This window comes from Pseudomonas sp. C32 (assembly GCF_030417915.1).
In the GTDB taxonomy this organism is placed as follows: domain Bacteria; phylum Pseudomonadota; class Gammaproteobacteria; order Pseudomonadales; family Pseudomonadaceae; genus Aquipseudomonas.
On sequence record NZ_JAUHUK010000009.1, the window covers coordinates 55,964 to 68,200 of the forward strand.

Genomic DNA, 12,237 nt, shown 5'->3' on the forward strand with positions numbered 1-12,237 from the left:
ACGGAGCATACACAAGCAGGGGCCTGGACCAAACTGCATCTGATCAATAATTCGCCAAAATTCTCGCCCCCCGATCCCCCTGAAAAGACCATGAGCGTGTCCCGTCAACGCTTGCGGCCAATGACTGACCGGTCGTCCCGAACGATCTTTCATCGGCAAAAGCGAAGCGAAGTTTGCCCGGTGTGTCGCCGCCCCCTAGAATGCCCCGATGCGCGATGATCTCTCCCTTCTGCTGAACTCCCTCAACGATGCCCAACGCCAGGCCGTAGCTGCCTCCGTGGGTCGTCAGTTGGTCCTGGCCGGTGCTGGTTCCGGTAAAACCCGAGTGCTGGTGCACCGTATCGCCTGGTTGATCCAGGTCGAAAACGCCTCGCCCCACTCCATCCTGTCGGTGACCTTCACCAACAAGGCCGCTGCCGAGATGCGTCATCGCATCGAGCAGTTGATGGGTATCAACCCGGCCGGCATGTGGGTCGGCACCTTCCACGGCCTGGCGCACCGCTTGCTGCGGGCGCACTGGCAGGAAGCCGGCCTGAGCCAGACCTTCCAGATTCTTGACAGCGACGACCAACAACGCCTGGTCAAGCGGGTGATCCGCGAACTGGGTCTGGACGAGCAACGCTGGCCGGCCCGACAGGCCCAATGGTTCATCAACGGGCAGAAAGACGAAGGTCTGCGCCCGCAACACATTCAAGCCAGCGGCGATCTGTTCCTGGCCACCATGCGCAGCATCTATGAAGCCTACGAGGCCGCGTGCCTGCGTGCGGGCGTCATCGATTTCTCCGAATTGCTGCTGCGCGCCCTCGACCTGTGGCGCGATCACCCAGGCCTGCTGGCGCACTATCAGAAACGCTTCCGGCACATTCTGGTCGACGAGTTCCAGGACACCAACGCCGTGCAGTACGCCTGGTTGCGCCTGCTGGCCAAAGGTGGCGACAGCCTCATGGTGGTCGGCGACGACGATCAGTCGATCTACGGCTGGCGTGGCGCGAAAATCGAGAACATCTACCAGTATTCCGACGACTTCCCGGATGCCGAGACCATTCGTCTGGAGCAGAACTACCGCTCTACGGCCGGCATTCTCAAAGCCGCCAACGCCCTGATCGCCAACAACACTGGCCGCATGGGCAAAGAACTGTGGACCGATGGCGGCGACGGCGAAGCGATCAACCTGTACGCCGCGTTCAATGAACACGACGAAGCTCGTTACGTTGTCGAAACCATCGAAAGTGCGCTGAAAACCGGACTTTCCCGTAGCGATATCGCGATTTTGTACCGCTCCAACGCCCAATCGCGCGTTTTGGAAGAAGCCTTGCTGCGCGAGCGCATTCCGTACCGCATTTATGGCGGTCAGCGCTTCTTCGAACGGGCGGAAATCAAAAACGCCATGGCCTATATGCGCCTGCTCGAAGGCCGGGGCAACGATGCCGCGCTTGAGCGAGTGATCAACGTGCCAGCCCGTGGCATTGGCGAAAAAACCGTCGAGGCTATTCGCGATCATGCCCGTCATAGCGATGTGTCGATGTGGGAAGCGATGCGCTTGCTGGTGGCCAATAAGGGCCTGACCGGTCGTGCAGCGGGTGCCCTGGGCGCCTTTATCGAGCTGATCGAAAACCTCGCCGCCAAGTGCATGGACATGCCGCTGCACCTGATGACCCAGACGGTCATCGAGCAGTCTGGCCTGATTGCCTACCACGAAGCGGAAAAAGGCGAGAAAGGCCAGGCCCGGGTAGAAAACCTTGAGGAACTGGTCAGCGCCGCGCGCAACTTTGAGAACAGCGAAGAGGACGAAGACCTGACGCCACTGGCGGCGTTCCTCGGTCATGCGTCGCTGGAGGCCGGTGATACCCAGGCCGACGAGCACGAAGACAGCATTCAGTTGATGACCCTGCACAGCGCCAAAGGCCTGGAATTCCCCTACGTGTTCCTCGTCGGCATGGAAGAAGGCCTGTTCCCGCACAAGATGAGCCTGGAAGAACCCGGCCGTCTTGAAGAGGAACGTCGCTTGGCCTACGTCGGCATTACCCGGGCCATGCAGAACCTGGTGATGACTTATGCTGAAACCAGACGCCTGTACGGCAGTGAAACCTACAACAAGGTCTCACGCTTCGTACGCGAAGTGCCGAAAGGTCTGATTCAGGAAGTAAGGCTTTCCAATAGCGTCAGTCGTCCGTTCAGTGGCAACCAGTCGATGAGTGGCGGCAACCTGTTCGGCGGCAGTGCCATTCCGGATACAGGTTTCAGCCTGGGCCAGACTGTACGGCATTCGGTGTTTGGCGATGGCGTGATCCTGAACTTCGAAGGTGCCGGCGCTCAGGCGCGGGTACAGGTGAACTTCAGCGAAGGAAGCAAGTGGTTGATGCTGGGTTACGCCAAGCTGGAAGCCATATAACAAGACTTTCTGTAGGAGCGAGCTTGCTCGCGAAGGTCGTCAACGATGGCGCGTTTTTCTAAATGAACGCGCTGCCCTTGGTTTTTTCGCGAGCAAGATCGCTCCTACAGGGATCATTTCCTTCCGAACTAAATCACAAGTCCTACAGCCCAAAGTACACGGGCCCACTTGCGCCGACAGAGCTGAACTCAACCTGTCAGGCAAAAGCCGGAAACACTCTGCCGCTAGCCAGTAACACTTCACCTGTGCAACATGGCGCGCGTGCCTTCCACAAATGGGAATTCCCTTTATGAAACGTTTTCTTAGCATCGCCATGGCGTTGTGCATCGGCCTGACGATGAGTCTCGACGTCAATGCCGCCAAGCGCTTCGGTGGTGGCAAAAGCGCAGGCGCTGCGCCGACTCACCAAACCAGCCAGATGGCTCCTTCTTCTCCAGGCATGGGCGGCGCTGCGGCGACCGCTGGTGCTGCCGGTGCCGCTGGCGCCGCTGCCAAGGCCAGTGGCGCTTCGCGCTGGCTCGGCCCTCTGGCCGGCATCGCCGCCGGTGGCCTGCTGGCGTCCATGTTCATGGGCGACGGCTTCCAGGGCATGCAGATCTTCGACATCCTGATCATGGCGGTCATCGCTTTCCTGGTCTTCCGTTTCATCGCCGCTCGTCGCCGCAAGCAGCAGCCACAAATGGCTCCGGCAGGCTACGCGCCGCCGATGCAGCGTGAAGCTTTCGAACAGAAGCCGGCTGGCGGTTCGATCTTTGGCGGCGCGGCAGCACCGGTCGCCGCTCGTCCGGTAATCAACGCTCCGGCCTGGTTCAACGAACACAACTTCATCGAAGCCGCGCGCAATCACTTCCAGTCCCTGCAACAGCACTGGGACGCGAACGAAATGGACAAGATTGCCGAGTTCGTGACCCCGCAAATGCTCGAGTTCCTCAAGCGTGAGCGTGCCGACCTGGGTGACGGTTTCCAGTCCACCTACATTGATAACCTCAATGTGCAACTGGACGGTGTGGATGATCGCGCCGACAAGACCATCGCTACCCTGACCTTCAACGGTGTATCGAAAACTTCACGTTTCGACCAGGGTGAAGCCTTCAGCGAAAGCTGGAACATGGAACGTGCACAGGGCGAGAACCAGCCTTGGCTGGTGGCCGGTATCCGCCAGAACGGCTGATCCCCCTCCGCGCTTCACTTGCTGCAATAAAAACCCCAGCCTCGGCTGGGGTTTTCTATTTCGCGGTTGCATCTATAGCAAGCTACTGTATAAACCGCCCCATATAAACCGCGCCATTCAAGCAAGAGGATCCCGGACGTGGAAGAAATCATCGAACAACTGCGTGAAGCCAACGAACCGGTACCGGTCCCCTTGGAGCTGCCTGACGAAGACATGCTGGTGGAAATCGAGGAACAACTGTTCATCGACATTCCATTCGTCTTCAGAGAGTTTCTGCTGACCGTCAGCGACGTGGTCTACGGCAGCCTGGAGCCGGTGACCGTCACCGACCCGCAATCTCACACCTATCTGCCGGACGTTGCCGCCAATGCCTGGGATGCCGGCGTTGAACGCAGCCTGATTCCGATCTGCCAGGACGGTGACGACTACTACTGCGTCGAAGAAGACGGCACCGTGGTGCTTTGGCAGGCCGAAGAAGAGCTGATTGCCGAAGAAACCTGGGAATCGGTGTGGCACTGGGCGCGGGACGTCTGGCTGGAAAGCTGATTCAGCCGATGCCGGTGGTCAATGCCCGGACGACTCCTTGTGGTTGTCGAGTGTTTCCAGCAACGCCACCTGCATCCGCGTATGCACGCGAATGAACCAACGCCACAGCAGCGCCGCCACGGCGGCCGCGACGATGGCGATCAGCAGCAGCAACTTGTTGGTCGGCAGAATACTGGCCGACAAGGCTGCCAACAGCAGGAAGATCACCAGCAGCGACAGGATCGGGATCACTTCGGCGATCACCCTTCGCACTCGCTGCGTGTGGCGCCCGGCCATCTCCGGCTTCACGCCCATTTCCGCCAGCAACATCGACAGCGCCTTGAGCTTGCGATACGCCGCGATCAGGAATGGCAACGACAACAACAGTGCACCGCCCCAGATCAGTGCTTTTTGCCAGCTCGGGTCGCTGATCCAGGCTTGCACGTAAGCAGCCATGCGCTCGGCGAAGAATGCACCTGAGAAGAAGATCGCAATCACCAACGCCAGATTGACCCCCACCTGCAGCAAAATCCGTCGAATCATCGACGCCAGCAAGGCGCCCTCTCCCTGCGGCTGAATGCTGCGCAGCCACTCGCCGTACATTCCCAGGACCCGTCCCAGGCGTTCGGGCATGACGTGCGCAAGCTTGATCGACAATGGATCGGCCGCGCGAATCAGATATGGCGTCAGCAAGGTGGTGATTACCGAGACCGCCACCGCCACGGGATACAGAAAGTTGCTGGTGACCTGCAAGGTCATGCCCAACGCCGCGATGATGAAAGAAAACTCGCCAATCTGTGAAAGCCCCATCCCGACGCGCAGCGAGGTCCGTCCGTCGTTACCGGCGATAAAGGCACCGAGGCCGCAGGACAACATCTTGCCGAGCACCACGGCTACCGTAATCACCGCAATCGGCCAGGCGTATTGCAGCAGGATCTTCGGATCGAGCATCAGCCCGATCGCCACAAAGAAAATGGCACTGAACAGGTCGCGAACCGGTTCGATCAATCGCTCGATCTTCAGTAATTGTCGCGACTCGGCCATGATCGCACCAATCAGGAATGCCCCCAGCACCATGCTGTATTCGAGCTTGACCACCAGCAGGCAGAAGCCGAAACACAGACCCAGCACCGTGATCAGGAGCATTTCGTTGCTGTCGAATTTGGCCACGTAGGCCAGCAACCGCGGCACCATCAAAATGCCGAGGACCAACGCAACGATCATGAACAGCGAGAGCTTGCCGACGGTGGAAAACACCTCGCCGGAGCTGACCGTACCGCTGACCGCGATACTCGACAGCAAAGCGATAATGCCGATGCCCAGGATGTCTTCGACGATCAGCACACCAAAAATCAGCTGCGCAAAACGCTCGTTCTTCAGCTTCAGGTCATTGAGCGCCTTGACGATGATGGTGGTCGACGAAATCGCCAGGATCGCGCCCAGGAACAGCGAATCCATGGTGTTCCAGTCGAACCAGCGACCGATCTCGTAGCCGATCCAGATCATCAGCACGATTTCCAGGAACGCGGCGATGAAGGCCGTGGCACCGACCTTGAACAGCTTGCGCAGGCTGAATTCCAGGCCCAGGCAGAACATCAGGAAAATCACCCCGAGTTCCGCCAGGGTCTTGATGGTCTCTTCGTCGTGGATCAGCCCGAAAGGGGGGGTGTGCGGACCGATGATGAAGCCGGCGACGATATAACCCAGTACCACCGGTTGCTTGAGGCGATGAAACACCACGGTCACCACACCTGCGATCAACATGATCACTGCCAGATCCTGGATAAAACTGATGGCATGCATGGCGTGGCGCTCCCTGGATGTCATTGACCATAAGCCGACCGTAAGAACGGTCTGACTGAGGCGAGTAAAAATCTGCGTGCCGCGTAGGAATTGCCCTCGAAACCGGGCTTTTGGCAGGGTAACACCGCGACTTGAAGCAGAAAGGCGGTGCAATATATGGAAACAGATCGATTCGGCGTGACGGCGGACAGGCGCACGGCGTCCCGATAACTGTTGGTTTGAAAAAACCGCTGAGGCACCCGCAGAGGTGCCCCCCTCAAACGTTGCCTTGCCCCGTGAGAATGCTATGGAACCCGGAAACGCCCAGCTGTCGATGACGGTATTGATGACCCCCGACATGGCCAATTTCTCTGGCAATGTTCACGGTGGCACCCTGCTCAAATACCTCGACGAAGTGGCCTACGCCTGCGCCAGCCGTTATGCCGGACGCTATGTGGTGACCCTGTCGGTGGACCAGGTGATTTTTCGCGAGCCGATCCATGTCGGCGAATTGGTGACCTTCCTGGCCTCGGTGAACTACACCGGTAATACCTCCATGGAAGTGGGCATCAAGGTGGTGACGGAGAACATCCGCGAGCGTTCGGTGCGTCACACCAACAGCTGCTTCTTCACCATGGTCGCGGTGGATGACCAGCGCAAACCGGCCCAGGTACCGCCGCTGCAACCGGACAACAGCGAGAGCAAGCGCCGCTATATCCAGGCTCAGCAACGCCGCCAGATTCGTCAGGAACTGGAAAAGCGTTATCAAGAGATCAAGGGCGACGCTTAAAGCAAAAAAAGATCGCAGCCTGCCGCAGCTTGGAGCTACCGCAGGCTGCGATCTTTTTGCCTAAATCTGATTACAAACTGATCGACGTCGCTTCGAAGCGCACTCGCGGATGGGCAATCCGGTCCTGAGCGCGCACCAGTTCAAGCTCGTAACTGGCGCAAGCCTGGGTTTCCAGCAGTACTTCGTGCACCGCCGAGGCGGCAAACTCGAAGGCCGCCACCAGGCTGTCGCCCAACAGCACGCGGGCCAGGAACAACCCGGAAGTCAGGTCGCCAACGCCCACTGGCTGACGCGGAAACGCCAACAGCGGACGCTGTAGATGCCAGCTGCCTTCAGCCGTCACCAGCAGCATTTCAAAGACATCCGAGGATTTGCCGGGATAATCCAGATGTTTCACCAACACGGCCTTCGGACCACGCGCCAACAGCGCTCGGGCCATCGCCAGGCAATCGAACAGCGACTGCGGCTTGCGCCCCGAGAAACTATCCAGTTCCAGTTGATTCGGGCACATGAAGTCCGCCACGGCAGCGGCTTCTTCCAGCAGGAAGTCACTGACTTCGGCCGGCACACTGCAGCCCTTCTCCGGATGGCCCATGACCGGATCACACAAGTACAGCGCCTTGGGATTCATCGCCTTGATCCGCGCCACACCCGTCAGAATCGCCCGGCCCTGGGCCGCACTGCCAAGATAACCGGAGAGTACGGCATCGCAGTTGCCCAGCTCGCCAATCGCGGCAATGCCTTCGACCAGGTCAGGAATCTGATGGGGTGCCAACACGTCCCCGGTCCACTGGCCGTACTGGGTGTGGTTGGAGAACTGCACGGTGTTGAGCGGCCACACATTCACACCGACCCGCTGCATCGGGAATACCGCGGCGCTGTTGCCGGCGTGACCGAACACGACATGGGACTGGATAGCGAGCAAATGAGGCGTACGTTTCATGCGGTGAGTTTCCGTAAAACGATTGAAATTCTAGCCGCGCAGTATGCGACTAAACGCAGTCTGTACGACAGACCGGCGACGCAGTTAAGCTGACACTCTATTGTTGGAGCAACCTGTCGATGCTGACCCTTGGAAATATTTTCGTGCTGATGCTGTTCGCCACCGCGGGCGCATGGCTGTGGCACAACCACGGCTTGCGCGAGCGGGCGCTGGAGCGGGTCAAGCAGCATTGCAGCAAACTCGGCGTCGAGTTGCTGGATGGCAACGTGGCTCTGAAAAAAATCGCGTTCATCAAAGACGCCAACGGTCGTCGACGTCTGGGGCGTGTGTATAACTTCGAATTCACCGTGACCGGCGAAACCCGCCACAACGGCACCATCACCCAGTTTGGCGCGCACAGCGCGCACATCGAATTGGCGCCCTATCCTATGCCGCATGCAGAGACAGAAGCTGTCGTTGATGTGGTGAAGCCTCGAGCCGAAGTGATTGAGTTGAGCCAGTGGCGCCAGGAACACACCAAGTGGCGGCCTTGAGCCGTTAACCCGGCGTCGTACGGCACCCCTTCAACTGGCATTGCAGGACATCGACATCCTGCGGCTCACTGAAAATCAGCTCCAGGCGCGAATCCTGCCGCCACTCGATGGGCTGCCAATCCAGCGCCGAGTTATCCACTGCATTCGCTGAAACCCATCCCGCGTCACTGTGGATAACCAGCTTCGCACGACGCCAGACCTGCCCTGACAGCCACCACTCGATCAGCGTCGCATCGAATATCTGGCTCGGGTGCCAACGCCAACCGATGCTCCAGCCGCTGTCCTGCTGCTGACTCAAGCAAATGGGCAACGCGGGATCAGGCCAAACCGCAGGCATCTGCGCCAACCCCTTGGGCGCAACGAAGTTATCCACACCTGCCACGGCCTGAGCGGCCAAACCCGGCAACTCAACCAAGGGTAAAACGGCATTTTGCGTCCAATACATCGGACGCGCAGGCAGTCGAGCGGCAATCTGCGTGCGGTGTTCTTCGTCGAGATTCTCAGACTTGTTCAGCAACAACAATCCGGCGCCGTTCAGCGCCTCCTGTTGTGTCACAGGCAGTGGCTTGCCATCCGCGAGCGCCTGGGCATCCAGCACCAACACGCTGGGCTGAACGGCCAACACCCCTTGCCACGGCGCCGCGCTCAGTTGTCTGAGCAATTGCGCCGGATGCCCCAGCCCGGAGGGCTCGATGAACAGGCGATCCGGTTGCGCCTTGCGCAAAAGGCGCCCAAGGCCGATCTGAAACGGCGCGCCGTTGACACAACACACGCAACCGCCGGCCACTTCGCCCAGTGCGATACCATCGCTCGGCGAGGTCAGCAGCGCTGCGTCGAGGCCGATCTGGCCGAACTCGTTGATCAACACCGCCCACCGCTCATCGACCGGCCGTTGAGCCAGCAGGTGCTTGATCAGGCTGGTCTTGCCGGCGCCCAACGGGCCAGCAATGACGTGCGTGGGAATGTTCTGCAACATGGTCGAGGTTTTCTAAGGAGGTAATGGATGCGGTGGATTTTTTCGTTGCTGTGGGCGCTTGCCTGCGGTGAAGCACTGGCCCAGGCCTGCGTGGTTCACAGTCAGGCTGAACGCCTTGATGTGAAAGTCTGCCAGCAAAATCGTAATATCCCGGAAAAACTGTTCGCCGATGGTTTCTGCCAACCAACCCTGCCCGGGCAGAAGGTCTCAGTGGAATATGTCGATCAATGCCCGGGTGGCGCCTTCGGTGCTTGCAGCAACGCTCAAGTCGCCAATATGCCTTACCGGCAGGATATTCACTATTACGGCGTTGCCAGCGACGCGGCGTATTTGAAGCCTTATTGCGAGGCTCAGAGCCAGGGCACCTGGCTCACGCCTCAACGCGCAGACCGATAATCAGGCGGCCTCTTCATACCAAGGGCCAAACGGGTCCGCAAACACACTCCAGCCCTCGACGCCCAGCGCCATTTCATCCTCCGTCAGCAGGCAACTATCAAGCTCGGCATTCAGTTTTACGAAGTCGATGTTTTGACCGATGAAGACCAGTTCCTGCCGGCAATCTCCGGCAGCAGCGCTCCAGTTCTCCATGATTGCGGCCGTACTTTCCACGTCCTGCGGCCATTGGTTCTTCGGTACGAAACGCCACCAGCGCCCGGCGAAACCGTAACGCATCATTCCTCCGGCCTGGGACCAGCTACCCGCGTCCATGTGTTTGCTCGCCAACCAGAAAAACCCTTTGGAGCGCAGCAACTTGCCGTTGATCCATTCCCCGTCGATGAAGCTGAAAAAACGCTGGGGATGGAACGGTCGACGCGCACGGTAAACGCTGGAGGCAATGCCGTACTCTTCGGTTTCCGGTACATGTTCGCCACGCATTTCCTGCAACCAGCCTGGCGCCTGGGCCGCTTTTTCGAAGTCGAAGCGGCCGGTGTTGAGGATTTTCTCCAAGGGAATCTCACCCATCACCATCGGAATGATGGCCGCCTGACCGTTGAGTCGCTCGAGTATGGCGATCAACTCCTCGCGCTCGCAGCGACTGATCAGATCGATCTTGCTCACGAGAATCACATCGGCGAATTCAATTTGTTCGATCAGCAGGTCGGTAATTGAGCGCTCGTCCGCTTCTCCAAGTGTTTCGCCACGGGAGGCCAGGCTTTCTGCTGCCTGGTAGTCGCGCAAAAAATTCATGCCGTCGACGACCGTGACCATCGTATCGAGCCGGGCGATATCGGCGAGGCTCTGCCCGGTTTCATCGCGAAAGGTGAAGGTTTCCGCCACCGGCAGCGGTTCGGAAATACCTGTGGATTCGATCAACAGGTAATCAAAGCGGCCGTCCCTGGCGAGCTTGCTGACTTCCTCCAGCAGGTCTTCGCGCAACGTGCAGCAGATGCAGCCATTGCTCATCTCGACGAGTTTTTCTTCGGCACGATTGAGGCTGACATCGCGTTGGACTTCACTGCCATCGATGTTGATCTCGCTCATGTCATTAACGATCACAGCGACGCGAAGATTTTCACGATTACGTAGTACGTAATTAAGAAGTGTACTTTTTCCAGCACCTAGAAAGCCGGAGAGGACGGTCACAGGAAGGCGATTTGGCATCAGGATGTTCCTCGCGAAAGCTCGCACAAGAAAAGGTATCGTCGATTGTATTGTTATACTATAACACTTAACAACTTCTACGATGGACCTGCTCATGAATGCGCTGACTTTGCCGGATATCGCCGCGCAAGCCTCACCCCACGCCTTTCCACTGGAATGGGTGGGGATGTGCGGTATCGCCCTTCCTGTTCTATTCGATGGCCAACGGCTGAGTGCAAAAGCCGACGCAGGCGTGAGCCTGGATGATGGAAATGCGCGGGGCATACACATGTCACGACTGTACCTGGCGCTTGAACTGCTCGAACGAGAAACCCTTTCGCCTGATTTATTACGTCGGGTGCTGCGCAGTTTTCTGGACAGCCATACCGGAATGTCCGCGAGTGCTTACTTGAAAATACATGGGGAATTGTTGCTGAAACGGCCAGCGCTGATCAGTCCTTTGGAAGGCTGGAAAAGCTATCCAATCAGCATCGAAGCGCGCTTGAAAAACGACATGTTCCACGTGGAACTAAAAACAGAGCTTCTTTATTCCTCAACCTGCCCTTGTTCAGCGGCCCTTTCACGCCAGTTGATTCAGCAGCAATTCGTCCAGGACTTCGCCAACCGCTCGCTGCAACACGCTGATGTTTTGCAGTGGTTGGGCTCGACCAAGGGCATCATTGCGACGCCCCACAGCCAACGTAGCTCGGCGCAATTGCGCTTGAGACTGGACGAGTACCTAGAGGATTTACCGTTTATTGCGATCATCAATGACGCAGAAGCGGCGCTAGGCACAGCCGTTCAAACCGCGGTGAAACGCGCCGATGAACAAGCCTTTGCCTTGGCCAATGGGCAGAACCTGATGTTCTGCGAAGACGCTGCACGGCGCTTGAACCTGACGCTGAAACGTTCCCCAGGCATCAAGGCTTTTCATGTTCGTGTCATCCACGCGGAAAGCCTTCATGCTCATGACGCTGTTGCCGAGAGTCTTTTTAACTGGGGAACGTTCTAGCTTTTAAGCGCGCGGTTTAACCGTGCCGCAATCTTGACCCAACCATACGGCACGAGATTCGAGGCTGCCCTTCTGTTGAAGACCGGTGGCATTGAACGTGCCATTGACCTTGGTGGTGAACTCGCGATCACTCAGGAACGTGGCGACACCGGCCCCTTGGGCTTTCGGGCAGCTGAAGCGGAACTTCCACTGGTTACCCGTGCGATCGGTGATTTCCTGTTTGCAACCCGATTGCGGATCCGTCAGCGGAATGTCGTCGGACTTGACCTGCTCGGGGGTCAGACAAGCCCGAATCCCTTTGCCGCCCATGGTGATGCCCTGCTTCTCCAACTGCGCACGTTGCTCAGGTGTGAGTTGGTTCTGAATCTGGCCGAGGATCAATTGCAGATCAGGCATGTTCTGGTCATCGACCTTCATGTTGCTCGTGGTCAATTCCCATAAACCCGGTTGCAGCATTTGCGCCTGAGCTGCCACAGGAAGTGCCAAACCAAGCGCCACGGCCAAACCCAGCAGACGAACGTTCATCGAGTAA

General features: G+C 58.3%; 12 protein-coding genes. 7 read left to right on the forward strand and 5 right to left on the reverse strand.

Features of this window, described 5'->3' with window-relative positions; all coding sequences use genetic code 11:
• The first annotated feature begins 208 nt into the window (after window positions 1–208).
• The 3 genes from uvrD to QYH43_RS12230 all read left to right on the forward strand — a co-directional run bounded on the left by uvrD (window position 209) and on the right by QYH43_RS12230 (window position 4,109).
• Window positions 209–2,392, forward strand: a complete 2,184-nt coding sequence (uvrD, locus tag QYH43_RS12220; protein ID WP_095057895.1) for a DNA helicase II — start codon at window positions 209–211, stop codon at window positions 2,390–2,392.
• Window positions 2,393–2,681: 289 nt separating this feature from the next.
• Window positions 2,682–3,563, forward strand: coding sequence for a TIM44-like domain-containing protein (locus QYH43_RS12225; protein ID WP_095152598.1), 882 nt, complete (start codon window positions 2,682–2,684; stop codon window positions 3,561–3,563).
• Between the two features lie 138 nt (window positions 3,564–3,701).
• Window positions 3,702–4,109: an SMI1/KNR4 family protein gene (locus QYH43_RS12230; RefSeq protein WP_095057897.1), complete on the forward strand. Its 408-nt coding sequence runs from the start codon at window positions 3,702–3,704 to the stop codon at window positions 4,107–4,109.
• An 18-nt stretch (window positions 4,110–4,127) separates the two neighbouring features.
• Here the strand turns inward: QYH43_RS12230 and QYH43_RS12235 are convergent, their stop codons facing one another.
• Window positions 4,128–5,891, reverse strand: coding sequence for a cation:proton antiporter (locus QYH43_RS12235; protein WP_095057898.1), 1,764 nt, complete (start codon window positions 5,889–5,891; stop codon window positions 4,128–4,130).
• A gap of 286 nt (window positions 5,892–6,177) precedes the next feature.
• Here QYH43_RS12235 and QYH43_RS12240 point away from each other — a divergent pair, with 286 nt between their 5' ends.
• On the forward strand, window positions 6,178–6,660 hold the full coding sequence (locus tag QYH43_RS12240) for an acyl-CoA thioesterase (protein ID WP_095057899.1): 483 nt from the start codon (window positions 6,178–6,180) through the stop codon (window positions 6,658–6,660).
• A 70-nt stretch (window positions 6,661–6,730) separates the two neighbouring features.
• Here the strand turns inward: QYH43_RS12240 and pdxY are convergent, their stop codons facing one another.
• Window positions 6,731–7,603, reverse strand: coding sequence for a pyridoxal kinase PdxY (gene pdxY, locus QYH43_RS12245; RefSeq protein ID WP_095057900.1), 873 nt, complete (start codon window positions 7,601–7,603; stop codon window positions 6,731–6,733).
• A gap of 119 nt (window positions 7,604–7,722) precedes the next feature.
• Between pdxY and QYH43_RS12250 the strand changes: the two genes are divergently transcribed.
• Window positions 7,723–8,136 (forward strand): DUF3301 domain-containing protein, encoded by a 414-nt coding sequence (locus QYH43_RS12250; RefSeq protein ID WP_095057901.1) that lies wholly within the window; start codon window positions 7,723–7,725, stop codon window positions 8,134–8,136.
• A gap of 4 nt (window positions 8,137–8,140) precedes the next feature.
• Here QYH43_RS12250 and QYH43_RS12255 read toward each other — a convergent pair whose 3' ends face one another.
• A complete protein-coding gene (locus tag QYH43_RS12255; protein ID WP_095057902.1) occupies window positions 8,141–9,112 on the reverse strand; it encodes a CobW-like GTP-binding protein in 972 nt (323 codons plus the stop codon).
• 27 nt (window positions 9,113–9,139) lie between these two features.
• On the opposite strand from QYH43_RS12255, the gene QYH43_RS12260 reads away from it, so the two are divergent.
• Entirely contained in the window at window positions 9,140–9,508 is a 369-nt protein-coding gene (locus tag QYH43_RS12260; protein ID WP_095057903.1) for an NADH:ubiquinone oxidoreductase, read from the forward strand.
• Here the strand turns inward: QYH43_RS12260 and zigA are convergent, their stop codons facing one another.
• Window positions 9,509–10,714, reverse strand: coding sequence for a zinc metallochaperone GTPase ZigA (gene zigA / locus QYH43_RS12265; protein WP_095057904.1), 1,206 nt, complete (start codon window positions 10,712–10,714; stop codon window positions 9,509–9,511).
• A 94-nt stretch (window positions 10,715–10,808) separates the two neighbouring features.
• Here zigA and folE2 point away from each other — a divergent pair, with 94 nt between their 5' ends.
• The gene (gene folE2, locus QYH43_RS12270) at window positions 10,809–11,705 is read left to right on the forward strand and encodes a GTP cyclohydrolase FolE2 (protein WP_095057905.1); all 897 of its coding nucleotides are present in this window, start codon (window positions 10,809–10,811) and stop codon (window positions 11,703–11,705) included.
• 3 nt (window positions 11,706–11,708) lie between these two features.
• Here the strand turns inward: folE2 and QYH43_RS12275 are convergent, their stop codons facing one another.
• The gene (locus QYH43_RS12275) at window positions 11,709–12,230 is read right to left on the reverse strand and encodes a DUF3617 domain-containing protein (protein ID WP_095057906.1); all 522 of its coding nucleotides are present in this window, start codon (window positions 12,228–12,230) and stop codon (window positions 11,709–11,711) included.
• Window positions 12,231–12,237: the final 7 nt, after the last annotated feature.